Here is a 24,190-nt window from a genome sequence, read left to right on the forward strand (position 1 = left end):
GTCGAGTCCGATGTGGGCGTACCGCATCGTCATCTTCACGTCGGTGTGCCGGGCGACTTCCTTTGCCTCCGGCAGCGACGCCCCGTGCCGCAAGAGCTGAGTGATCGAGCGGTTGGCGAGCCCGTAGGTGCGTCATCCCTCCGAATCGTATGGAGTTTTACGGGCTACTGCCCTGCCCCTGATCTGGGCTTCCCCCGATCCTCTCATGACGACTGGCATATAAATTGGGGGAAGGCCAGCTCGAAGTCTCAAGAGCGAAGACGTGCTGAAGCGCTTGAGCGACCTGTTCGTCCGTCGCGGCGTGCCGACCTGCATCTGCAGCTACAACACGGCGCCGAGCCCAATGGCGACGTGGGGGGCCCGTCGCTCGAATTTCAGTAGCAATCGGCCATTACTCGGCTAGGATTGATTGGAACTGCACTTCAAGAATCTCATCATCCCAAACGCCATCGAACGGAGCGAGTTCGTCGACGCTGGAAAGCGCCAGTGAGTCGAAGGCGACCGACGCTGCCAACGGATCAGGCTCGTTTGCGACGGCCGTGAGCTTAAACTGCGGAAACGCTTGGACGCCGTCGTCAACGATCAACGCCTCGTCAATGCGTACGTCGCGCGACAACCAAGCCAGCGCCAGGGCGGCGTCGATATAATCAGTGATCGAATATGGCCCAGGCTGCTGCGCCGCGTCTAATGAGGTTTTGTCGCTAATCTGTAATGCGGTGGTCGCTGGCGGTGGCGTCGTCGGCCCGAACGCCTGCTTCCACTCAGCGAGATCGTTGGCATCCACCGTCCCATTCCTATCAGCGTCGCCGCTGGCGGCCGTTGGATTCTGGGCGCCGAAGCCACGTTGCCAGGCAAGGAAATCGGCGCCGTCGACTCGTAAGTTGCCGTCGAAATCGGCGCTCGCGCCGACGAAGGCGGGCGACACGTCATTTTCGGCTTGCAGCGGGTTGTCGATGCGCCCCATGAACGCAATGGTTGACGTGATGTTGTCGCGGATGAGTAAGTGGTACGGCCGATCGGCGAAGAACTCCGGCTCAAATCCCGAACAAGCATTGTGAACCCAGAGGGCGAATTTCCATTCCTGGCGTCCTACGAAATAGGTGTGTAAATCGGCGACGCGCAAATTGTAAACGGGTTCGGCTCGGCGGATGTACTCGAGGCCGTCGACTTTGACCCAACTGCCGCTTTCGGTGGCGAGCATGTCTTGCGGGCGCAGCTCACCGGCTGGCATCCAGCCTTTTCCTTGGACGAAGAAGGGGTGTGGCGCGGTAGTGCGAATGACCTGCCCCGCGATGTATAGCTCCAGGACGTCGGCGTGGTTCTGATGGGTCTTCTCGATGCGTCGCGGGGAGACGTCGCCTGCGACGTTATTCTCGTCGCGCGCGAGCACAAGGTCGCCGACTTGGAGTTCCTCGATCGGCTTGGCGCCTTGAGGCGTCAGGACGGGCGTGCCGGCGGCGAAGCAAATGCCGAAATCGACTTGCGTTGCCGCCGCTGCGGTGGTCCCCTGCTCGTTCATTGTGAGCGTCGCTTGGTGAAACACCTTGGTGATGGCGACTTGCTCGGGCGTCATGCCGGAGAAATCGGCCGCGCCGAGTTCAAACGCCGTCGGCATGCCCATTCCGGCGAGCATTTCTTTGAGACTTGTACTGACGGAAGTGCTCGTTTTTGGGAGGTTGATGAGAACTAGTTGCTCCCACTGCGGTCCATTAAGCCACGCATCGATCTTGGCAAACGTCTGAGAAGGGAGGCTTGTGGCGCCATTCTCCGGCGGCAAGATGAGCACCATGGAATAGTCAGCATTCTTCGCGCCGCCGTCGAACGGCAGCTCCAACACCGAAAAGCCATCAAAGACGGCGTAGGGCGCCATCATTTCGGTGTACATCGTGGAAACGACAACGGATTGACCATCTGCCAGCGTGAACGGCCCTTGGCCGCTGAAGCGAGGGTCGAACGGTTTTTCCCAGTAACCGTTAAAATAGGCAGCGTTGGTCAGCACCATGCGGATCATGGGCGAGAGATCGCTGACGAGATGCGGGATCTTTCCAGCGGTCATGCCGGAGACCCATGAATTGATGGTATTCTCCGCCTGTTGGGGGTTGTTGTAATCGACCGTCTGAACATGGGCTTCGTACTCGCCCTGCATCACGTCGAGAAATGCCTGCACGACGGAAAGGTCGTTGTCGGGCCAAATCGCGTTGGCCGACGTCAGAACGTGAGGCTGCTTCGGAAATGCAAAGATCTCGTTGTGCGACTTGATAGAGTCGAGCAGTTCTGCGAACGACGCGTGAATGCCCGGTTCGTCGCCGAAGCGCAAGACCTGTTCGATTTCCGCGGCAGTCTGGCCGGCGGCGCCTGCGTAGGCCATTGCCATGCCGGTGGCAATGCTTAGCGGGGAGAAGAAGAGATTGCCCCCCTCTCGCTGCATCTGCTCATAGAGATCGATAGCAAACGTGTTGATCGCCTCGGCGGCTCGACCTGCCAGCATGCGGCGATCTTCGAGATGCTCCAAGCGAAGCAGCCTGGGTGAGGCGTGAAGGGTTGGGTATGTGCTGAGAGAGGTGGAACGTCGACGTGGAAAGCCAGCTCGCTGCGGGATACTCACGGCTCTCTTCTCCTGCGATCCGTGCGCCGTTGATGTCATAAGCGTTCGACTGCTTCAGGTGTAACGGGGGTTAGTATCTCCTAAAGATGCCCGCGACGCAAATATTACTGCGGCGGCGGGAGAACTTGGATGAGCGAACAAATAACCCGGCGAATATGATCGTTTATTTTTTTATTGAACGATCGGCAGGTGCGTCAGTAGTGGAGTCGCGACGACACACGGAGTGTGCCTGCTACATTGAGCCTAGCAATTTGGTTGGCAATTTTCTTTAGCCGACATTTCCCATATGGATCGAGCCCGCAACTGCTTCGCCACGTCGGGGGCCATGCCGCCGTACTTCTGACGCCACCGGTAGTAGGTCTACTCGGTAATCCCAAGCGTCTCGCAGACCTCGGGGACGTTCGGTCCCTTGCCGAGAGCCAAGTCCGCTTGACGCAGCTTCTCGATGATCTGCTCTGTCGCATGCTTCGTCCGCTTCACTAAGGAACCTCCATGCGGGGGAACCGCCCAGCGCGGAATTCTCTCATGCAGGCTGGCTCAGTTTTAGGGGGAAAGACCAACGACTTTGGACACAAAGAGTTCCAAGACATCCTGATCCACCACGACTACCACGCGACGCTGGCGTACTTGTTTGGAATTGAGGAAAAGAAGGTCTCTGTTCCGCGCGCCGCGGGCATCGGCGCGATTGCGCGCGTTTCAAGCTGCGACCGAAAAATGCTGCATCGGGCGGGCGGCTCGACTAATCGACGACACGCCATTCACCGCTCCCGCCCTTCACAGTAAGCCAGCAATTGCCCCCAAGCACCGGGGCCGAGCGGAGGCTTCCGGGCCCGGAAGCCTTCCGCCGCATAGCGTTCGAGGGTTTCCAACGCTTCCTGCGTTTTGCACTCGGTCAACTTTACGGCAACATGCGGCGGCAGCATTTTCACCCGTATCAGTGCTTCCATTGAGGAATCCGCATTGAAGATGCCCTTTTCGAAGTCCGGGTTGCGGGCCGAGAGCGCCCGCCGCAACGAGTCCACGACTGCGGGTAGATCGGCGTCGTCTTTCGGCATCGTCGCCGCCAGTGCCGCCAGCCCTCGAACCATGATGTAGTGGTACGCCGGACGTGCGTTGTGGGCGTCGGCCCACCGGCCCTTGCGTGGCCCTTCGGTAAGTTGCCCTGGCAGTATTCCGAGGCGGGTTTTCTTCTTGGCGGATTCCAGGTACTTCTTGTCGCCCGTGACCCGGTAGACCTCGGCCAGCAGGAACACGCTGAAGCTGTTGTAATTCCAGTTGGTCACGACCGGACGTGTCGCCGCCCAATCTGCGGCCCGTATCGCCGCTTTCTTATACTTGTCGTCGTTGGTCGCCTCGAACAACTGGATCAGAGCGACACCGGCCAATCCGTTGTCGAATTGCAGGCCCCCGTCGCTGAAGTCTTCGACCGCCCATCCATACTTCACGACCTGATCGAGCCTGCCCTCCTTCTCGGCCTGCCGCATGAACCGCTCGGCGACCTCGAAGGGTCGCCCTCTGCCGTTCCGTACCGCAGGAAACGGAACCACGCCAGTTCCAGCTTGGTTCTGCGACCAAACAAGAAAGTCCCCGGCTTCCTTGGCAATCTTGAGAAGTCGCTCGGCGTTAGCATCGTTCACGGCGCGCGCCGCCAAGCATCCTTCGATAATGGCTGCCAATTCCCGCGGTAGGTGGTTGGTCTTGGCGGGATCGAGGCCGATCGTCCACCACTTCTGCTTCTCGATGAAGTCGATGTACCGGTCGAAGGCGTTGGGAAGTTCCTCCGGGGTCAGAGGCTTGGCGGTCTTCGGAACTTCCCGAAACTGGTCGGCAATTTCCGGCATTCCGGCTTGGTCGCCAAGCGCTTCGATGGCCTTCTTTGCGAGTCGTTGTACTTCCCGCTCGTCTTCAGCCTTCTGAGCGGCTGCGAGTTCGTTCCCGATCTTCTTCAGGCTGGCCTGCGTGTCCCGGCTTGGATTCGGGGGTTCTTGGGCGGAAACGACCACGCCAAAGGAGAGACAACCGAGAATGACGAATAACACTTTCATCGGGGCTGCCTCACTTCAACTCATGCCTCTGGAAGAAGTTCCACATCAGGTCGTTGGCCGAGACGTTCGTGGCCGACTTCCCGATGAAGCCCACGGGCGGTCGTTGGCCCGGCCATGTGTGACCGCCGCCTTCGATAACGACCAAGACGACCTCGGAACCATCCTTGCCGCCGCCGTAGGTCGTGCTCGTGACCGTCATTTCGTCGCCATCTGCGGAGATCGTTTCCGTCTTGGGCTTCTGATCGCAAGCGTTCAACTTCACCCAGGTCTGAATCGAGTCCTCGACGCCTTTTAACTTCATGAACGACGATGCTTTACCCTTCGCAGTCTCGAAGGGAACGATGTTGTCTTTGGAGCCGTGGAAGTGAATGACCGGCACGGGCCGTTTTGGTTTACTGTCTTCGATGGCGATGGTTCCGGCCACAGGAGCGATGGCGGCGATCCGGTCGGACAGTTCTGCAGCCAGCCGGTAGCTCATCATACCGCCGTTGCTCATGCCGCAGGCGTAAACCCGCTTCTCGTCCACCTTAACGACCGTGCCGAGGTCGTCCAGCAACTTGCCGACGAACGCCACGTCGTCGGACTTGCCCTCGGCCATCTTGCCGGTGAAGCCGCCTGCGTTCCAGGTCAGGAACGGGCCGGTCCCCGTGCCGCTTGGATAAGCCACGACGAAGCCCGCCTCGTCAGATGTCTTGTTCAGGCCAGAGAACCAGACCATCATCGGGCCGTTCATCGCCGCTCCGTGCAGAGCCAGCACGACGGGCGAGGGCGACTTCGGATCGTACTTCTTCGGGACGTGGACGAGGTACGTCCGCTTCTGCTCTCCCATCAGCACCGTGCGGGTGTGATCGCCGGGGCCGAGCGGATCGGGCTGCTTCGGCGGCTCTTGGGCCAAGGCCGAGGACGCCAGCAGGCCGACGATCAGCACGATGAGTGATTTCCGCATGGCTATCCCTCCTGCCACCGACTCTCCACGGCGCCCACCGTACACGTTCGCCACTTGCGCGATTGCCTTCATGGTGCGCTTGCAAAGAAAACAACGGGCGACTCGACCAAAGTGCCTCATCATAATGTTCCCCGATTCCGTCTCTCCTTCTGGCACGCCTCCGAGCAATACTTCACTTGCTCCCAAACCCTCTCCCACTTCTTCCGCCAAGCGCAAGGGCGGTTGCAGGCCGGCAAGTCTTAGTCGGAAGGTTGGCTTCTCGTGAGTCACTTCAGCAACACTAGCAGCATCACCACCGGTGTCTTTGCCTCAATCGAATGCTTCAGGTTCGCAGGCATATGAACCCACGTTCCGGGCTGAGATTCTTGCCTGTCGTCGCCCAGACCGACGCTCGCTTCGCCTTTCACGAAGAACAGCACGGCCGGTTTCGCCGCCGTATGTTCGGAGAGTACCTGGCCCTGTCCGAAGCCGAAGACCACGGCCTTGATCTGATCGTCCTGGTAGATCGTCTTGCTCAATATGCCGTCGGCAGGCGGCTCGACTTCCTTGGCGAGGTCGAGGATGTGCGTGTACGCGGTCATAGTCGATCTCCGTTCAATGGAGTTGACCACCTCCGGCGGTTCTCGGTCGGGGGTGTATCAATACGACGTTTCTACTCTCATCCGGCACGCCGAGCGCTAGCACTTCCGAGAGATGCTTGTTGATCTGTCTCGGCGGGAAGGCCACGACGGCGAGAACTTGCGTGATATTCCGGTTGTCAAGTGATTTCAACGGGTGCAGCATTCTAGAATTTTGTCGCAGTGCACCGGATTGAGTTTAGCAAGATATGGAAGTAACCTCCGGAAGTACGGTGGCATGTCGTATCGCTTGCTGCGGCTGACGCTGATTCGAGAGAAAAGGGAGCAAAACCGAGTTGGAGAAGCACTGCGGCGAAGTCAAAACCAAAACACCGTCCCCCTTCGCTGGCCACTGGCGGATCGTCTCGATGAGCGCCTGGGAGCAGGACTTCATTGACGAGGAGGCAGAGGGCTACGTCGAGTTCGGGGGCAAGGACCAGGGCCAGTTCCACTTCGGCTACGTCCATGGTCAGATGGACTGCAAGCTGACGACACGAGACGGTGAGCCGGCGATGGAGTGGACGTGGGTCGGAAACGACGAGATGGAGCCGGCCCAGGGACGGGGCTGGGCCGTCGTGATGGGCGACGAACTCCACGGGATGATCTTCTTTCACGGCGGCGATGACAGTGAGTTCGTGGCGAGGAAGAGGGACAAGCCCGCCTCGAAGCCGAAGAAACCTTAATCACGCAGTTATTTCCAAGGAGACTGACCAATGGCGACGTTCATCACCAACATTAAGTTCACGCAGCAGGGCATCAAAGACATCGCCCACTCGACCAAGCGGGCGGCGATCTTCAAGGCCGAGGCGAAGAAGCTCGGTGCGAAGGTCAAGGAGATCTACTGGACCTTGGGCGACCACGACGGCCTTCTGATCCTGGAAGCTCCGGACGACGAGACGGCGACCGCCGCCATCCTGCACCTGGGGACGAGGGGTAACGTCCATACAACCACTTACCGAGCCTACACCGCCGCCGAGATGGAGAAGATCGTGGCGAACGTGCATGGGGAAGGCTGACCGATACGCGAACCAGCGGGCAGTACGCGACCGGAATGCTTCCCCAGGCAGAGTCCCCTGCTCTGCCTGCTGATCTACGCACTTGTGGTCGTGTTCCTTGCGTTGGCCTTTGGCGTTCCCACAAATCATTTACCAGCTGTGATGAGAGAATAATCAGGGTTAGTGGATTTACTCCGCTGGCCCTCCGTAGCGAAGGGGCCTGCTGAGGCGTAGCCGAAGCAGGGCCCGTAGCGGAGGTGGGTCAGCGGGCGGCGAACTTGGCCGGGGAGAATTCCCCAGCGAGCTGTGCGGTCGGTAGTGGTTGTAATCCAGACGCCAACGATCGACGCACCAGCGGAATGGATTAGTCATCACGTAATTTTTCCTTACGCAGCGCGATGTGCATCAGTGTGCTTAAACTTACGCCATAGCGTGCGAATTCGCACAGTCGGTGGCCGACCTCCTGGCTCAAACCGCACGTTTTTTCAATGTGTGCGCTGGCGCGGTGTTTGCAAATGCGACCATAAGAACGATTTCGCCCCGCAAATAGCCTTGCCTCAAGCCGCCGGACTTCGGACCGCCGACGAGGTGCACACAAGTTCTTCCAACAGGCATCGACTATGAACGCCGCAGTCAAGCCGCGAATATTGATCGGCAAACCTGGCCTGGATGGGCACGACCGGGGGGCCAAATATGTTGCACAAATCTTGCGAGATGCCGGGTTCGAAGTAATTTACACCGGGATCCGGCGCAGCCCCGAGCAAATCGTCGACACGGCGGTTCAAGAGGATGTGGCGGCAATTGGCCTATCGTTGCTGTCGGGCGCTCATCTCGCGTTATTCACTCGTGTGCTCGAACTGTTGCACGATCGCGGGGCCGATGACATCGTGGTCTTCGGCGGTGGGACGATTCCTCCGAAAGATATTCCGCGACTAAAGGAAATGGGGGTCGCTGAAGTCTTCACTCCAGGGACGCCGGCGCGGCAAATCGTCGCTGCCATTGATGATTGCTTGTTGCACCACAGTGTGATGTGACATAACGTTTTCCGATCGGCATCTAAGAGCGTTGCTGGACGAAGCAGCGCTGTCGGTGAGCATTGCAGCGTTTAAGGGAGTGTGTGCAATCGCGCTGAGCGGCAGGGTGATTGACACTATCCCCGAGTGAATAATGGACGCACGTCTCGAACAACTCATTAAGGACGCCAGGAGCGACGGATCGTGTGCGTTGCGAGCTGCGGCGCGACTGATGAGCATCATGACCAACCAGCCGCAGCGGTTAGGCGAGTTGCTCGCCGGGAGCCGCGATTGGCCGCAGCCGCGACTCGTGCTCGGAGTGACCGGAGCGCCGGGATCGGGCAAATCGACGATTACTGATCATTTGGCGGCGGAGTTTCGCGACCATTTTCCAGAGCGAAAGCTCGGAATTGTGGCGGTCGATCCATCGTCTCCGTTCACGGGCGGGGCTCTACTGGGCGATCGAGTTCGGATGATGCGACACGCATCCGATCCGCACGTTTTCATCCGTTCGCTGGCTTCGCGCGGACATCTCGGCGGGTTGGCGCTCGGAGCGCGTGGAGTGGTACGGGTGATGGGACTGATCGGCTGCGACACGGTCATTGTCGAAACGGTTGGCGTCGGGCAGAGCGAGGTGGAGATCGCACAGAACGCTGACCTCGTCGTCGTCGTGCTAGCGCCCGGACAGGGAGACTCGGTACAGATGCTCAAGGCCGGGCTACTGGAGGCTGCAGATCTATTCGTGGTGAACAAATCCGATCGGGAAGGCGCCGATCTACTCCACCAGCAGTTGCTTTCGATGCTCCAGCGGCAGCGGTTGGCGCGGCTCGACTTGGCAAGTACGCCGGGCGAGCCGATGACCTGCGGGGGGCCGATGTTAACCGGGCCGCAGGGGATAGTGGACGAGCGGGCGACGCCAGCGGTGCGGGTAGCGCTCGACAACGAGACGCCACCGGTGTTTCGTTGCAGTGCGATTAAGCACGAAGGCGTGGCCGAGTTGATGATGGAACTGAAAGGTTTGACCGATCGCCATGCCGTCGACTGGCAAAACAGACGCAAAGGGCAAACGATCGAGGAGATTCGCCTTGCGGTGTTAGAGGAAGTTCGACGGCGCGTCAGCGATCGCTTGGCGCCGGGCCGTAAAGGATATGAGGAGTTAGAGCGCGCTACAGAGGGCAACCGCTCGATGGCGGCGCTGGTGGATGAACTGTTGTACGAGGCCGCGGCCGCGGGTCGGGGTCTGCAATCGTCTGGTTGCTAGGCGTGGTTATCGTTGTATGGATGATCTCCGTGGATGAGAGCGTGGCCCGCGTTAGGACGAGAATCATGAGCGCAACCGAAGAGCAAGTTGACCACATCAAGCAAGCCGTCGAACGGTGGAACGCCGGGCCGGTGGCCAAGCTGCTGGCGAAGTTTCCAGAGCAGCGAGCTAAATTCGTTACTGCATCCGATCGACAGGTGGAGCGGCTTTACGCACCCGAGGCGGCAACGATCGACCGCTATGCGGAAAAGCTCGGCCTCCCAGGCGAGTACCCTTTCACCCGCGGCGTCCAGCCGACAATGTATCGCGGTCGATTCTGGACCATGCGACAGTATGCAGGTTTCGCGACAGCGGAAGAATCGAACCAGCGTTATCGATATCTGTTGGAACAGGGTACGACCGGGCTGAGCGTGGCGTTCGATCTGCCGACGCAGATCGGCTACGACTCGGATGACCCGATGGCTGCCGGCGAGGTCGGCAAGGTAGGCGTGGCGATCGATTCGCTGGCCGACATGGAAACCCTGCTCGACGGGATTCCGCTCGATCGGATTTCGACCAGTATGACCATCAATGCCACCGCGGCGGTCTTGCTGGCGATGTACATTGCGGTCGGCGAGAAGCAAGGAGTGCCGCCGGAGAAACTCAATGGCACGATTCAAAACGACATCTTGAAGGAGTACATCGCACGGGGGACTTACCGATTTCCACCAGGGCCGTCGCTACGGCTCATCAGCGACATCTTCGCCTACTGCACGGAGAAGGTTCCAAACTTCAATACGATCAGCATCAGCGGATATCACATCCGCGAGGCGGGCTCGACGGCGGCGCAAGAGATCGGATTCACCCTGGCAGACGCGATTTGCTATGTCGATACGGCGCTGCAGGCTGGGTTGAAGGTCGATGACTTTGCCCCGCGGCTCGCTTTTTTCTTTGCCGCACACAGTGACCTGTTCGAAGAGGCGGCGAAGTTTCGCGCCGCGCGGCGGCTGTACGCCCGCATCATGAAGGAACGATTCGGCGCCGTGAATCCGAAGAGCCTCATGCTGCGGTTCCATACGCAGACCGGGGGGGTGACGCTCACGGCGCAGCAGCCCGACAACAACGTAGTGCGAGTGACGATCCAGGCGCTCGCCGCCGTACTGGGCGGAACGCAATCGCTCCACACCAACTCAAAGGACGAAGCGATGGCCCTGCCGACTGAGGAGTCGGTCACGGTTGCCCTGCGGACGCAGCAACTCATCGCGTACGAATCAGGCGTGACCAATACGGTCGACCCGCTCGCCGGGAGCTTCTACGTCGAGAAGCTAACCGATGATTTGGAGGTGGAGGCCGAAGGAATCATCAAACTCATCGACGCCCGCGGCGGAATGGTCGCGGCCATTGAGCAAGGATTCGTTCAAAAGCAGATCGAGGAATCGGCCTACCGATACGGCCAATCGATCGACAACGGCGAGCGGGTGATCGTGGGCGTGAACAAGTTCACCGGTGACGAACCGCCGACGATTAACCTATTCGAGGTCCCCGAGTCGACGACGCAGCGGCAACTCGACAAGCTGCGCGGCGTGCGAGCCTCGCGGGATGTGGCAAGGGTCGAAGCGGCCTTGGCGGCCGTCAAACAGGCGGCTGTCGGGAGCGAGAACCTCATGCCACCGATCCTCGCAGCGGTGCGGGCTTATGCCACGGTGGGAGAAATCTGCTCGACGTTGGCCGGCGTTTTTGGCGAGTTTTCAGAGTCAACCAACTAGCATCCCCGCCGCGGGCTGAGAGGAGCCAGTCATGATCAACGCCAAGAGTGTGAACCACATCGGCATTGCCGTGAAGTCAGTCGATGCTCACCGCCCGTTTTATGAGGGAACGCTTGGAGCAGTTTTTGAGGGAATCGAAGAGGTGCCGAGCCAAAAAGTGCGAGTAGCGTTCTTTCGTATGGGAGACGTGCGGCTGGAACTGTTGGAACCGACCGACCCGACCAGCACGGTGGCGGCGTTCCTCGAGAAACGGGGAGAGGGGCTGCACCATGTCGCTTATACGGTCGACGACATTGAAGGGCGGCTCGCCGTACTGAAAGCGGGCGGCGTCCGGCTGATTGACGAAACGCCGCGGGACGGCGCTCACCAGATGAAAATCGCGTTTCTTCACCCCAAGAGTTCGGCGAGCGTGCTGACGGAGTTGTGCGAACCGACGCATTGAGCGTGACCTCGCGTGATGTGAGTCGCGAAGTTTGATACGGGAAATAAGTGTGATGATCGCAGGCAACAAATTCCGCAAGCTCTCGGCCTGTGAAGCAGCCGATTTCATCACCGATGGCGCTTTAGTCGGCTTTTCAGGTTTCACCCCGGCAGGGGCGGCCAAGGCGGTGCCGCGAGCGCTGGCGGCGCGGGCGCTGGCGATGCACAATCGGGGTGAGAAGTTCCGCATTCGCGTGTTGACTGGAGCCAGCACCGGAGCGGCGCTCGATGATGCGCTCGCGGAAGTAAACGCCATCTCCTGGCGGGCGCCGTACCAAAGCAGTTCCGCACTGCGAAAGCTGATCAATCGCCAGGAGACCGAATTCGTCGACATGCACCTCTCGCACCTGCCGCAGATGGTAGAGTTCGGCTTCTTTGGGAACATCGATGTCGCCGTCGTTGAAGCGGTCGATGTGACGAGCGACGGGCGCGTCTACCTCAGCACGTCAGTGGGGGCTTCGCCGACGTTTCTTCGACATGCCGATCGCGTAATTATTGAATTGAATCAGCATCACTCGAAGCGCCTCCCGGAGATGCACGACATACGGCTTCTGCCGTTGCCGCCCCATCGATCGTTCATTCCCATCGATCATGCGTTGTCGCGCATCGGTACGCCGTTCGCGGAGGTTGATCCGGCGAAGATCATTGGCATCGTCGAGACCGACGAGCCTGACGGCGTAGCGACGTTCGACGCCCCGGGCGAGTGCAGCGAGCGGATTGCCGATCACGTCGTCGGCTTCATCTTGCAGGAAATGCGATTGGGCAGAATCCCACCGGAGTTCCTGCCGTTACAGTCGGGCGTCGGGAACGTCGCCAATGCCGTCATGGCTCGGCTGGGGCAACACCCAGATATTCCGCCGTTCGTGATGTACAGCGAAGTGATTCAGGATGCCCTAGTAGACCTGTTGGAATCGGGAAGCTTGCGCGGCGCTTCGGCGACTAGTCTAACCCTAAGCGAGCCGCAACTGGCGAAAGTTTACGACAACATGGACTTCTTCGGCTCGCGGATCGTCTTGCGGCCGCAGGAGCTGTCGAACAACCCCGGCGTGATTAGGCGGCTCGGCGTGATTGCGATCAACACAGTGTTGGAGATGGACATCACAGGATGCGCTAACTCGACGCATGTTTGCGGGGGACAGGTGATGAACGGCATCGGGGGGTCGGGCGACTTTACGCGGAACGCATATTTGTCGTTTCTCGTTGCGCCGAGCATTGCCAAAAGCGGAAAGATTTCGACTGTGGTGCCGATGGTGAGCCACGTCGACCACAACGAGCACTCAGTGCAGGTAATGGTGACCGAACAAGGTTTGGCCGACCTCCGAGGACTAGGGCCAATCGAGCGAGCGCGGCGGATCATCGAGAAATGCGCTCATCCGATGTACCGCGACTATTTGTTCGAATACCTCGAAGCGGCGCCCATGGGACATGTGCGGCACGACTTGAAGCGCTGCTTTGAGCTTCACCAAAATTTGTTGGAAACTGGCAGCATGCTGCCCTTAGTGATCGCGTGAGTCGACGCGGAAGACAGAACTTCGTGGAAAGTATGCTGAAAAAAGTGCTCACGAACGTAACCAGGAGACTATACCGTGTCTCGCACAATCGAAGTGACTGAGCTCGCTCTCCGCGACGGTCACCAGAGTCTACTCGCGACGCGGATGGCAATGGAAGACATGGCCCCCGCGTGCGCCGACGTCGACGCGGCCGGTTTTTGGAGCGTCGAGTGTTGGGGGGGCGCCACCTACGATTCCTGCATTCGTTACTTGAACGAAGATCCATGGGAGCGGCTGCGCACTTTTCGCAAGTTGCTCCCCAATAGCCGCCTGCAGATGTTGCTGCGAGGGCAGAACTTACTCGGTTATCGTCACTACGAAGACGGCGTCGTCGAGCGATTCGTCGAGAAATCGGCCGAGAATGGAATGGACGTTTTTCGAGTGTTTGACGCGCTCAACGACGTGCGTAACGTACGGACGTCGCTGGAGGCGGTGCGGCGAACAGGGAAGCATGCCCAGGGGACGATTTGTTATACGACGTCGCCGCTACACACGATCGAACGGTTCGTCGACATGGCAGAGCAACTCAAGGAGTTGGGCTGCGACTCGATCTGCATCAAGGATATGGCGGCACTGCTGCGGCCGCAGCCAGCGTACGACCTTGTCAGCGGGATCAAGGAACGGTGCGGCGACGACACGCAGGTTCACGTTCACGTTCATGCCACCACGGGCGTCACGATGGTAAGTCTGATGAAGGCCATCGAAGCGGGCGCCGACGTCGTCGACACAAGCATTTCGTCGCTCAGCCTAGGGCCAGGGCATAATCCGACGGAGGCGTTGGTCGAGATGCTGCAAGGGACCGGCTATACGACTCGGCTCGACAAAGGTCGACTGCTCAAGATTAAGGAACATTTCGCCTCCGTTCGGCCGCGCTATGCAGAGTTCGAATCCAAATTCCTGGGGGTTGAGACCGAGATCTTTGACAGTCAAATTCCCGGCGGGATGATTTCGAACATGGAGAGCCAACTCCGCCAGCAGGGCGCCGTCGACAGGCTGAAAGAAGTGCTGGCCGAGGTGCCGCGCGTGCGCGAGACGGCCGGCTTCCCGCCGCTGGTGACGCCATCGAGCCAGATCGTCGGTACCCAAGCGGTCTTCAACGTGCTGATGGGACGCTACAAGGCGATGACCGGCGAGTTTGCCGACCTGATGCTCGGCTACTACGGCGAAACAATCGGCCCGCGCGATCCGGCAGTGATTGAATTAGCGGTCCAGCACGCGAAGAAGGAGGCAATCACTGGCCGCCCTGCTGACTTGCTTAAGCCCGAGTGGGACGAGTTGCGGCGCCAAGCAGGCGCACTGCCGGGATGCAATGATTCGGACGAGGACGTATTGACCCACGCGATGTTCCCGCAGGTGGCGGCGAAGTTCTTTGCCACTCGCGACAAGGGCCCAAAGAATTTGGGCAGCAGCCCGACCGCTGCTGTTGCCCAGCCCGTCGGCGGTGGAAAGCCGAACGGCGGCAAGCACCCGGTTGATCGCCGCATCGACTATAAAGTGACGATCGGCGGCAAGCAACATCAAGTGACTGTTGAACCTGCCTAAGCAGGAGAAGAGCAAGTGCGATGGCCGCTGAAACCAAGAAAACAATGGAAGGGCTTATCGACCAACTGAGGTCGAAGAAGGAGCAACTCCGCTTGGGCGGAGGCGCCGATCGACTGGCGCGACATCGAGAGCAGGGAAAGATGACGGCCCGCGAACGCGTCGACGCCTTGGTCGATGCAGGAAGTCTCGAAGAGTTCGGCCTCTTCGCGCAGCACCGGCAGACGCAACTTGGGATGGCCGGTAAGGACTGTCCCGCCGACGGCGTCATTACGGCGGCGGCGACCATCGATGGCCGATTGGCTCATTTGGCGAGTCAGGACTTCACCGTCCTGGGGGGGTCGGCGGGCGAAATCCACTCAAAGAAAGTAGCCGACGCGATGTCGCGTTCGCTGAAAACGGGTAGTCCATTCGTTTTCATCAACGACTCCGGCGGCGCTCGCGTGCAGGAGGGGGTCGATTCTCTCTCGGGCTACGGCGAAGTCTTTTACCAGAACGTGATGCTCTCGGGCGTGGTGCCGCAAGTTTCGCTTATTTGCGGGCCTTGTGCTGGCGGAGCGGCGTATTCGCCGGCGCTGACCGACTTCGTGATTCAAACTCGCCAAGCTCAAATGTTCATCACCGGCCCGCAGGTGATCAAACAAGTCACCGGCGAACAGATCTCCGCAGAGGAACTCGGCGGCCCCGATGCTCACATGGTTCATTCGGGAGTAATTCACTTCATCGCCGAAAATGACGACGAGGCGATCGGCCTCTGCCGCCGGCTACTGAGCTTTCTGCCGTCAAACAATTTGGAAGATCCGCCGCGGCTGTCCTCAGACGACAGCGTCGAACCGAATCTTGACCTACAGACGCTGGTCCCGGTTGAACCGAAGCGAGGTTACGACGTGCGCGACGTCATTTGCGGCGTCGTCGACCAGGGCGATTTTCTGGAATCGCAAAACGGTTTTGCACAGAACATGGTGGTTGGCTTCGCGCGGGTGCTGGGCCGCTCGGTTGGCGTTGTCGCCAACCAGCCGTCGGTCCTCTCGGGGGCGATCGACATCAACGCGTCGGTCAAGGGAAGCCGGTTCATTCGATTCTGCAACGCATTCAATATTCCGCTGCTGACATTCGTTGACGTGCCAGGTTTCCTCCCCGGAGTGCAGCAAGAGCATGGCGGCATTATTCGACATGGCGCGAAGTTATTGTTCGCCTACTCGGCGGCCACAGTCCCGAAGATTCAAGTGATTCTGCGGAAATCGTATGGCGGGGCCCACTTGGCCATGGGGTCACGAGACTTAGGCGCTGACTGCGTTCTCGCTTGGCCGACAGCGGAAATCGCCGTGATGGGCGCCGAAGGAGCCGTCGAAATTGTCTTTCGCAAGGAAGTGGAGGAAGCGGCGGATAAACCAGCCAAACGAGCTGAGTTGATCGAGCAGTATCGAACGATGTTCGCATCTCCTTTTGTCGCCGCCGGGCGGCGGCTAGTGGATGATATCATTGAACCGGCGACCACGCGACGGCATGTGGCGCAGGCGCTAGAATACCTCTGTGCGAAACGAGACTACCGTCCGCCGAAGAAGCATGGGTTGATTCCACTGTAAGACACGACCAAGCCAAGGCTCTTTCCGGGATCTACCATCACCCGTTGCTAACCTATCTAACGCCATGCGCCCACGGTCGCCGTCCTGGGCCGACGAATATCTTGAGCGTCGAGCAATCACTGACATGAGCATCACGCCGCAAAACGAACGGTCGCAAAGCGAGACGCTGGAGGCGATGCGCGTCGAAGTTACTCGACTAAGCGAGCGCGTCGCGGCGCTGGAGCTGGCGCTCTCCTCAAGACCTGACGCCCAACCGATGCTTGCGAAGACGTCAGAGATTTCAGCTGAGACGCTTGCGGCGATCAGTGCCGTGCTGGCAGCCTATCTCGGCGTCACACCTCGAATCCGACAGATTAGTTTACTTAACGGAGCCAACTGGGCGCAGCAGGGGCGCGTGACAATTCAGGCCTCGCATACTTTGGCGAGTCGTCATTCCTAACGGTTTGACGACTTTCTGATTGCAGGTGCGACCAAGCAGGGGAGATCGCCTTGAAACTGAAGCTGACGATCGACGGTAAGGTGTATGAAGTCGAAGTCGAGGCGACTGAACCCGAGAAACCGCGCCATGGTAACCAGTATGGCAGTATTAGGCCGCGCGCGGCTGCCCCCGTGAAAGCTGCGTCGCCGGCGACAACTAACGTCGATGCTGCCGTGGCGGATGAAAGCAAGGTTTGCCGCAGCCCTGTGACCGGTATCGTCGTAAAGATCCACGCTCAAGCCGGCCAGGCGATCCTGGCAAATGACGTCCTGATGGTACTGGAGGCCATGAAAATGGAGACGACCATCACGTCGCCTGTCGCCGGGACGATCGCCCGCGTCAACGTCGGCGCTGGTGATGCCGTTCAGGGGGGACAAGTGCTTGTGGAGTTTGAGTAATTGACGGCTCAAGCTGTTTTCCGACTGGCGGGGCGGTTGAAGGCAGGCAAAGACGGAGGTCTGCTCAGGCGTGCTATTGCGCGTCGTTCTGAGGAGTGAATGTTTCCCGTAGGCGGCGTCTGGCATTTGCTCCCTTCTTTAGGATAATGCTACGACAACTTTCGTTGGTACGGCACGCCATCACAAGTGCCCTCGCCCGCCGATCACAGGTATTATCAATCTATAGAGGTCCTGATGTCCCGTAAGTCTGTTGAAAGAGCGATTGATCCAGATGATGCATCAGTGCACGCTAAAGTCGCTGGCGCCACCAAGATGGCCTACTACTTCGGCAAGACCAAGACCGAGGGGAAGAGCAACCAGAAGCAACTCCTCGGCGGCAAAGGCGCCAACCTCGCCGACATGACCAGCATTGGCCTGCCGGTCCCTCCGGGCTTCACCATCACCACGGAAGTCTGCGACCTCTACTACAAGCACAAGCAGAAGCTGCCGCCCGGTCTCATGGACGAGGTTCGCAAGAACGTCGCCATCCTCGAAAAGGAAACCGGCAAGAAGTTCGGCGACTCGAAGTTGCCGCTGCTGGTCTCCGTCCGCTCCGGCGCCGCAGCGTCGATGCCGGGCATGATGAACACGATTCTCAACCTCGGCCTCAATGACGAAGCGGTCGTCGGTCTCGCCAACGCGACGCAGAATGAGCGGTTCGCTTACGACTCTTACCGTCGCCTGATCAACATGTTCGGCGACGTCGTTTCGGGCGTCGATCACGAGCATTTCGAAGTCGCCTTTGCCAAGATCAAGAAGAAGTACAACGCCAAGGTCGACAACGAAGTACCGTCCGAAGGGATGATCGAGCTTTGCGAAGCGTACAAAGACGTCTACAAGAAGGACTACGGCAAGCCCTTCCCGCAAGATCCGCTCGAGCAGCTCGAAGCCTCGATCGAAGCCGTATTCAAGAGCTGGATGCAGCCCCGCGCCGTGAAGTATCGCCAGGTCGAGAACATCACCGGCCTGCTCGGCACGGCCGTCAACGTCCAGTCGATGGTCTTCGGCAACATGGGCGATGACTGCGGCACGGGCGTCGCGTTCACTCGCAATCCTTCGACCGGCGAGAACAAGTTCTACGGCGAGTTCCTCGTGAACGCCCAGGGCGAAGACGTCGTCGCCGGCATCCGCACTCCGCTGCCGGTCGCCGAAATGCCCAAGTGGAACAAGGCGATCCACAAGCGATTGCTAGAGATCAAGGACCTGCTCGAGTCGCACTACAAAGACGTGCAGGACATCGAGTTCACCATCGAGCGCGGCGCCCTGTACATGCTGCAGACGCGCAACGGCAAGCGGACCGGCGCCGCCGCCGTGAAGATCGCCTGCGACATGGTCAAGGAAAAGCTGATTGACGAGAAGACCGCCGTGCAGCGCATTCCGGCCGGCGACCTGACGCAGCTCTTGCTGCCCAGCTTCACCCCCGCCGCCAAGGCGACGGCGAAGAAGGATGGCAAGCTGCTGACCGTCGGCCTCCCCGCCTCGCCCGGCGCCGCCGTCGGCAAGCTCGCCTTTACGGCCTCGGAGGCCGTCGAGCGGACTCATGCCGGCGAGAAGGTATTGCTCGTCCGCAAGGAAACCAATCCGGAAGATATCGACGGCATGCATCTCGCGGCCGGCATCCTCACCAGCACCGGCGGCATGACCAGCCACGCGGCGGTCGTCGCCCGCGGCTGGGGTCGTTGCTGCGTCGCCGGCGCCGGCGACGTCCAGATCGACGAGAAGGCCCGCAAGATCAAAGTTGGCTCGAAGACGTTTACCCACAATGACGTGCTGTCGATCGACGGCTCAACCGGCGAAGTGATGCTCGGCGAGATTGCCACGCAAGAGCCGAAGCTCTCGGGCGACTTCGCCACCGTGATGGGCTGGGCCGATAAGTACCGCACCCTCAAGGTCCGCACGAACGCCGACACCCCGGCCGACGCGAAGCGGGCTCGCGAGTTCGGCGCCGAAGGCATCGGCCTCTGCCGCACCGAGCACATGTTCTTCGAAGGCGATCGCATCGTCGCCATGCGGGCGATGATTCTGGCCGACAACCTCGCCGACCGAAAGAAGGCGCTCAAGAACCTGCTGCCGCTGCAGCGGAAGGATTTTATCGGCCTCTTCACCGCGATGAAGGGTCTGCCGGTCACGATCCGTTTGCTCGATCCGCCGCTGCACGAATTCCTGCCGCACGACGCCAAGGCCCAAGGCGAACTCGCCAAGGAACTGAACGTTTCGCCGGCCTTCGTGAAGAACCGCGTCGCCCAGCTGCACGAGCAAAACCCGATGCTCGGCCACCGCGGTTGCCGCCTCGCGGTCACCTACCCGGAGATTCTGGAAACCCAGGTCACTGCGATCGTTGAAGCCGCCATCGCCTGCGTCGAGAAGAAGATCGACGCCCAGGTCGAGATCATGATTCCGCTCGTCGGCGCCGCCGCTGAGCTCAAGATGCTCCGCGACCAGACGCAAGCCGTGATCGATGAGGTGAAGGAAGCCAAGAAGTTCACCGGCAAGCTGAATATCCTCATCGGCACGATGATCGAAATTCCGCGGGCCGCGCTGACCGCCGACCAAATCGGCGAGCAAGCCGACTTCTTCAGCTTCGGCACGAACGACCTGACGCAAATGACGTTCGGCTTCAGCCGCGACGACATCAACACGTTCCTGCCCGACTACATCAACAACGAGTTGTTGGCGCAGGATCCGTTCCAATCGCTCGACGTCACGGGCGTCGGTCAGTTGGTCGAGATGGGCGTCACCAAGGGTCGCTCGGTCAAGAAGGGCCTGAAGTGCGGCATCTGCGGCGAGCATGGCGGCGACCCCGCCTCGATCAAGTTCTGCCACACGGTCGGGCTTGATTACGTCTCGTGCAGCCCGTTCCGCGTGCCGATCGCGCGACTCGCCGCGGCCCAAGCGGCGCTGAGAGCCAAATAGGAATGAAGGCAGGATCTTTGCTATCACTACGGCCTTCCAGCAAGAAGAGTAAAAGGCCAACTGAGGCAGTCCTGAGTTTACAGACAGTCGGATCTCTTATTTTGGCGGCTTGTTGAGGGTATCGAACGGTGCTGGGGTTCGGTATCCGATCGTGGAATGCTTGCGTTCGAGATTGTAGTAGGCCAGGTAGGGTCGGATGGCCGCTAGCGCCGCTCGATCTGCAGGTCGTCGGTAGTCGAAGTCGTGTCAGTATGTGACAGTGAAAGACGTGTCGCGAAGTCCGCGCGATGCCCAGAAGCTACCGGCGTGACTATGTCTCGATGCAAGTCGTGGAGTGTACAAGAGATCGGAGAATCGTCCTCCCCGTTCGATGCGCGCTGGGGATGCTGTGCACACGCGGTACGCTAACTGACGAAGCGACGAAGCTCAAACCTTCGTGACCCTCTGCTGGTTCGACTCCTGCAGGTGCTTCCGAACGAGGCCCAGTGGGCTAGCGGTAGCGGTCGCCACGCTCTCACTGTGGAGAACGCGGGCTCGAATCCTGCCTAGGTTGTTTCGAGGGTCGACGTGCACTGGCAAGCCAAATGAGGCGCACCTTCAGAATGCAAGTTCACAAAAATCTTGCATTCCACGCGGACTAATAAACCAAGGCAACATCAGACAATGATCACTTCGCGACAACCCAGATATTGCGGAAAGCGACGGGGTTGCCATGATCCTGCAAGAAGACTGAATCTGGTCCAGGACCTTCGGGGTGGCAGCCCGGCGTCCCATGAGGAAGCTCAATGTCTTTATGGATGACCACGCCGTTGTGCTTGATCGTCGCCCGTGCGTTCTTCGTCTTGTTGCCCTTCTCGTCATAACGAGCGGCAGTAAAGTCGATATCATACGTTTGCCACGAAAGTGGCGGGAAGCACATGTTGACTGCCGGTCTCGCGATCGAATAAATCCCCCCGCATTCATTTTCCTCGCCTTCCAGGCCAAAAGAATCGAGCACTTGGCATTCGTAGCGGCTCTGGACGTAGACGCCGCTGTTGCCACGGCCTTGGCCTCGGGCGGTTGGCATGAAGGGCGTCCGGAACTCGACATGCAGCAAGTGGTCGCCAAACTTTTCCTTGGACGACGCATTGGTGGGGCCGAGCAGATTCTTCTCGACAAGCTTCCCATTCTCCCATGCATCGGTATTGGCGCCGTCGAACAACACGACTGACCCCTTTGGCGGCCGAGCGCCCAAGGTGGGACTTTTCCGTTCGACCTTCTTCAACTCAGCGACCGTGCTGCCGTCACGCCGAATGCTGAAGGCGCCGTTCTGGAGGATCGCGGTGGTATTCTCCGACGCATCGGGGTTCTCCGGATGGAACTGAATCTGCCCGTCGTTCAGCTCACCTTCGCCACGATGCTGATCGCCCCCCCGAGACCAACCGTCGCCCGGCAGTCCGTCGAGATAGGCAACGGCCCGAAACTTCCCGTCCCCCAGCGCAATGACTTGGACAGCGATCTTTCTCTTGCCTTCATTGGAATTGAGCTCGCCGACATACTCGCCTTGTAGTTCGTAGTCCGCGCCAGCGTCGTCTGGTTGCGTGAAGGCGACGTTCTCGGGTTCGGCGGCTGTGAGGCTTGCAGCCATTGCAACGAGGCAGAGCAGTGACAATACGGTTGCAGTAACGCGGCGCATAGCAATCTCCGGGCGAATTCGTTTGAGTGCGGGCGTCATTTTGGCCCAGAACGGAGAATGCCGCAAGCAGCGACTGCTGTGAAGACCCCTGGTTTACTGGGAAGCCAGTGCGCAATGGCGATGGACCCCGCGGCCATGCTTTCGTCACTCCGATAGACATTCTCGGAACTTACGGTTGCATGCCGGCGAAATTGCCGATTGCGAACCCGCACCTCCGGACTTTCGTCACGGGTAGCGGCGCACGAATGGGTATCAGCTCCCGACATCCGAGTAGGTTAATTTCAGGCGGCGCATATGGTGGGAGGTCCTGCGAGCCAGGAGTTCCCGCGCGGCCAAGGAGCTCGACGGCGGGGCCCGGTGCGCACGGCTCAGGAGCCAAGCGCGCCGCTGCTGGCACGGATCAAGAACTGGCAAAATGACGAGTCGGAAGTCGTGCTGCCGCGGAGCGAGATGGCCGCGGCAATCGGAAACGCACTCAACCAGGCGGCTGGCGCCGAGGCGAGGGTTCGACGACTCATCGGTTGGCGCGGACGGTGAAACGCTTCGAACTGGGCGTCTTTGACGGCGATGCGTAGGTCACGAATCCGCCGTGGACCAATAGGGCAAGCTGCTGCACGGCCTGCCGCATGTAGCCCACGTGAGCGACGAGTTCAGCGCAGATCAACTCCGCCCGCTCGGGCGACGCTGAAATTCGACGGACGCTCGTGTTGAGCAGATCGGCCCCTGGCTCTAACGCGTCAGCAATCTGCTCCAGTGGCTTCGTGATGTTGCTGGTTAGCGCCACGGCCAGGATGCAGGCGACCCCCAGCGCGGCGCCCGATCCGACGAGCGCGAGATTGCGCCGTACGACATGATCTCGCACTCGAATCTCTAAGAGTGTCTGCAACTCCCCAACGACATTGTCCCAGAGCGTAAAGCTCGCGTCGCGAGCCATGAGGCCAGCATCGACAAATGCCTTCGGGGCAATGTCGACCGAGTCATCGACGGCCATCTTACGGATAAGGGCAATGAATTCGGCGGACTTCCATTGAAAGTCGTCCTTCGTAAGACCAACCCCTCGAGCCAACGTCGGGCTCACGCCGTAAAAATTCGCATCCTCGACCAAGCTGGTCTGCAAGGCTCCCATGATCCGGGTTAGGTCGGCTTCTTCCAACAACGCAGCGTAGACTGCCATCTGCACCCGTTCGCTCGCATTGAGTCGGTCGGACTGCAGTAAACGTCGGCCGTCGGCAATTGTCCGTGCCATACGATCCTGCATTTGCGGCAGCGTTAGCAGGGTCACGTCCATCAGGTAGTAACTGTCGAGATCAGGATCAAGTATCAGGTTGGAGGTATCCCCGGCATGCGTGATGGTCTCCCTTAGCGAAGCCACCAGCTTGTCGAGCGACTCGCTGCGTTGAAGATCATTTGTCTGCGGCGGTATGGCGACAATCGACTGCCATTGCTCGTTGAGCAACTTTGCCGTGAGATGCGCGCGGTTCCTTTTGGACAGCCCTTCGTCTGTGAACTGCAAGTGGACGGCCAGCTGACGGTCGATGGGCGTCAGCGCAGCGAATCCCGCATTAACTTCAGCAGCGAGTTCGTCGCGTTGCCGCGACGCTTCCGAATCGTTTGCGTAGTCTGATAGCAGTTGGTATCGCTGGACGGCGTTCAGAAGCCGTTCTAGCGGGCGCTGGTAGGCAATTCCAGCCAGTTCCAAGTTACTAAACCGAATCTGAGCGTTAAGACTCGAGACGACGAAATACGTTAGAACGACGATCGGCAGCGAAAAGGAAGCTGCAACCAAGCCAATCTTCTGTCCCAAGGAGAGATATCGTCGCCGTGACATTTGTGGACCTTCAAGAACCGATCATGGAGTGAAAATCGTCAATAGCTGAATTTCAACGCCCTAAATGGCGTCGTGGCGGTTACCTAGGGAGGTCTACCTCACGAATGTGAACCGACTTTGGCGGGGAACGCCATGTGAGGGAAAATTGCGGAGTTTCGTCGGGGGTTCGCTCAAACTAATTCGCTGTTGGGACGTTCTGGCGGAGGATTCCACCACAATTGGAACGTCGTGGTCGGGGCCTCGAGTCGTGCTGATGGGCGAGTGGCCCTGGGCCGATGGATCGTGGCCGATTCCCGGCGTATCGATCTCTACACTCGGAGAACTTCGGGACAACGTCGCAATGCCGCCATTCCTCGTTACTGGTAAATGATCTTGCCACTCTCGGCCTGGCGCAATCGCCCGCTGGGCGAGATTCCTTACCTGATTCTTGACGCCCGTTATGATCCGCCACGCTGGAGCCATCGTCTCCTGCGCCGT

Annotated in this window: 22 protein-coding genes; 13 read left to right on the top strand and 9 right to left on the bottom strand. The window is 59.6% G+C overall.

Annotated features, from left to right (window positions below; all coding sequences use genetic code 11):
- Nucleotides 1–391 precede the first annotated feature (391 nt).
- Entirely contained in the window at nucleotides 392–2,512 is a 2,121-nt protein-coding gene (locus I41_RS23395; RefSeq protein WP_168207110.1) for a serpin family protein, read from the bottom strand.
- A 618-nt stretch (nucleotides 2,513–3,130) separates the two neighbouring features.
- Between I41_RS23395 and I41_RS23400 the strand changes: the two genes are divergently transcribed.
- A complete protein-coding gene (locus I41_RS23400) occupies nucleotides 3,131–3,388 on the top strand; it encodes a hypothetical protein (RefSeq protein WP_145435412.1) in 258 nt (85 codons plus the stop codon).
- On the opposite strand, the gene I41_RS23405 is transcribed toward I41_RS23400, so the two are convergent.
- The 4 genes from I41_RS23405 to I41_RS23420 form a co-directional block, all read right to left on the bottom strand.
- The gene (locus tag I41_RS23405; protein WP_145435414.1) at nucleotides 3,364–4,650 is read right to left on the bottom strand and encodes a hypothetical protein; all 1,287 of its coding nucleotides are present in this window, start codon (nucleotides 4,648–4,650) and stop codon (nucleotides 3,364–3,366) included. The genes I41_RS23400 and I41_RS23405 overlap by 25 nt on opposite strands.
- Nucleotides 4,651–4,660: 10 nt before the next feature.
- Complete coding sequence (locus I41_RS23410; RefSeq protein WP_145435415.1) at nucleotides 4,661–5,596, bottom strand: extracellular catalytic domain type 1 short-chain-length polyhydroxyalkanoate depolymerase; 936 nt, start codon at nucleotides 5,594–5,596, stop codon at nucleotides 4,661–4,663.
- 119 nt (nucleotides 5,597–5,715) lie between these two features.
- On the bottom strand, nucleotides 5,716–5,832 hold the full coding sequence (locus I41_RS28700) for a DUF2256 domain-containing protein (RefSeq protein ID WP_210421050.1): 117 nt from the start codon (nucleotides 5,830–5,832) through the stop codon (nucleotides 5,716–5,718).
- 30 nt (nucleotides 5,833–5,862) lie between these two features.
- Nucleotides 5,863–6,177, bottom strand: coding sequence for a cupin domain-containing protein (locus I41_RS23420; RefSeq protein ID WP_145435417.1), 315 nt, complete (start codon nucleotides 6,175–6,177; stop codon nucleotides 5,863–5,865).
- 332 nt (nucleotides 6,178–6,509) lie between these two features.
- Here I41_RS23420 and I41_RS23430 point away from each other — a divergent pair, with 332 nt between their 5' ends.
- Together I41_RS23430 and I41_RS23435 are read left to right on the top strand one after the other, a co-directional pair.
- Entirely contained in the window at nucleotides 6,510–6,896 is a 387-nt protein-coding gene (locus I41_RS23430; RefSeq protein ID WP_145435418.1) for a hypothetical protein, read from the top strand.
- Nucleotides 6,897–6,926: 30 nt separating this feature from the next.
- Nucleotides 6,927–7,229: a GYD domain-containing protein gene (locus I41_RS23435; RefSeq protein ID WP_145435420.1), complete on the top strand. Its 303-nt coding sequence runs from the start codon at nucleotides 6,927–6,929 to the stop codon at nucleotides 7,227–7,229.
- A gap of 168 nt (nucleotides 7,230–7,397) precedes the next feature.
- On the opposite strand, the gene I41_RS28705 is transcribed toward I41_RS23435, so the two are convergent.
- Nucleotides 7,398–7,580 carry an integrase core domain-containing protein gene (locus I41_RS28705; RefSeq protein ID WP_145435422.1) on the bottom strand — a complete coding sequence of 61 codons (183 nt, stop codon included), beginning with the start codon at nucleotides 7,578–7,580 and terminating at the stop codon, nucleotides 7,398–7,400.
- A gap of 248 nt (nucleotides 7,581–7,828) precedes the next feature.
- Between I41_RS28705 and I41_RS23445 the strand changes: the two genes are divergently transcribed.
- The 10 genes from I41_RS23445 to ppdK all read left to right on the top strand — a co-directional run bounded on the left by I41_RS23445 (nucleotide 7,829) and on the right by ppdK (nucleotide 20,210).
- Complete coding sequence (locus I41_RS23445; protein WP_145435423.1) at nucleotides 7,829–8,242, top strand: cobalamin B12-binding domain-containing protein; 414 nt, start codon at nucleotides 7,829–7,831, stop codon at nucleotides 8,240–8,242.
- 133 nt (nucleotides 8,243–8,375) lie between these two features.
- Nucleotides 8,376–9,482 carry a methylmalonyl Co-A mutase-associated GTPase MeaB gene (gene meaB, locus I41_RS23450; RefSeq protein WP_145435425.1) on the top strand — a complete coding sequence of 369 codons (1,107 nt, stop codon included), beginning with the start codon at nucleotides 8,376–8,378 and terminating at the stop codon, nucleotides 9,480–9,482.
- Between the two features lie 65 nt (nucleotides 9,483–9,547).
- The gene (locus I41_RS23455; protein WP_145435427.1) at nucleotides 9,548–11,227 is read left to right on the top strand and encodes an acyl-CoA mutase large subunit family protein; all 1,680 of its coding nucleotides are present in this window, start codon (nucleotides 9,548–9,550) and stop codon (nucleotides 11,225–11,227) included.
- 31 nt (nucleotides 11,228–11,258) lie between these two features.
- Nucleotides 11,259–11,669 (top strand): methylmalonyl-CoA epimerase, encoded by a 411-nt coding sequence (gene mce / locus I41_RS23460; RefSeq protein ID WP_145435429.1) that lies wholly within the window; start codon nucleotides 11,259–11,261, stop codon nucleotides 11,667–11,669.
- 52 nt (nucleotides 11,670–11,721) lie between these two features.
- A complete protein-coding gene (locus tag I41_RS23465; RefSeq protein ID WP_145435431.1) occupies nucleotides 11,722–13,218 on the top strand; it encodes a succinate CoA transferase in 1,497 nt (498 codons plus the stop codon).
- A 75-nt stretch (nucleotides 13,219–13,293) separates the two neighbouring features.
- A complete protein-coding gene (locus I41_RS23470) occupies nucleotides 13,294–14,799 on the top strand; it encodes a methylmalonyl-CoA carboxytransferase subunit 5S (RefSeq protein WP_145435433.1) in 1,506 nt (501 codons plus the stop codon).
- Nucleotides 14,800–14,819: 20 nt separating this feature from the next.
- The gene (locus I41_RS23475; RefSeq protein ID WP_145435435.1) at nucleotides 14,820–16,382 is read left to right on the top strand and encodes an acyl-CoA carboxylase subunit beta; all 1,563 of its coding nucleotides are present in this window, start codon (nucleotides 14,820–14,822) and stop codon (nucleotides 16,380–16,382) included.
- A gap of 124 nt (nucleotides 16,383–16,506) precedes the next feature.
- Nucleotides 16,507–16,821: a hypothetical protein gene (locus I41_RS27835; protein WP_210421051.1), complete on the top strand. Its 315-nt coding sequence runs from the start codon at nucleotides 16,507–16,509 to the stop codon at nucleotides 16,819–16,821.
- A 50-nt stretch (nucleotides 16,822–16,871) separates the two neighbouring features.
- Complete coding sequence (locus tag I41_RS23485) at nucleotides 16,872–17,258, top strand: biotin/lipoyl-containing protein (protein ID WP_145435437.1); 387 nt, start codon at nucleotides 16,872–16,874, stop codon at nucleotides 17,256–17,258.
- A 312-nt stretch (nucleotides 17,259–17,570) separates the two neighbouring features.
- Nucleotides 17,571–20,210, top strand: a complete 2,640-nt coding sequence (gene ppdK / locus I41_RS23490) for a pyruvate, phosphate dikinase (RefSeq protein WP_210421249.1) — start codon at nucleotides 17,571–17,573, stop codon at nucleotides 20,208–20,210.
- A 667-nt stretch (nucleotides 20,211–20,877) separates the two neighbouring features.
- Here the strand turns inward: ppdK and I41_RS23500 are convergent.
- The 3 genes from I41_RS23500 to I41_RS23505 all read right to left on the bottom strand — a co-directional run bounded on the left by I41_RS23500 (nucleotide 20,878) and on the right by I41_RS23505 (nucleotide 23,713).
- A complete protein-coding gene (locus tag I41_RS23500; protein ID WP_210421052.1) occupies nucleotides 20,878–21,837 on the bottom strand; it encodes a 3-keto-disaccharide hydrolase in 960 nt (319 codons plus the stop codon).
- Nucleotides 21,838–22,253: 416 nt separating this feature from the next.
- A complete protein-coding gene (locus tag I41_RS27555) occupies nucleotides 22,254–22,403 on the bottom strand; it encodes a hypothetical protein (RefSeq protein ID WP_168207111.1) in 150 nt (49 codons plus the stop codon).
- On the bottom strand, nucleotides 22,400–23,713 hold the full coding sequence (locus tag I41_RS23505; protein WP_145435442.1) for a hypothetical protein: 1,314 nt from the start codon (nucleotides 23,711–23,713) through the stop codon (nucleotides 22,400–22,402). Before I41_RS23505 ends, I41_RS27555 begins: the two co-directional genes overlap by 4 nt.
- Nucleotides 23,714–24,190 lie beyond the last annotated feature (477 nt).

The organism is Lacipirellula limnantheis (genome assembly GCF_007746075.1).
GTDB lineage: Bacteria > Planctomycetota > Planctomycetia > Pirellulales > Lacipirellulaceae > Lacipirellula > Lacipirellula limnantheis.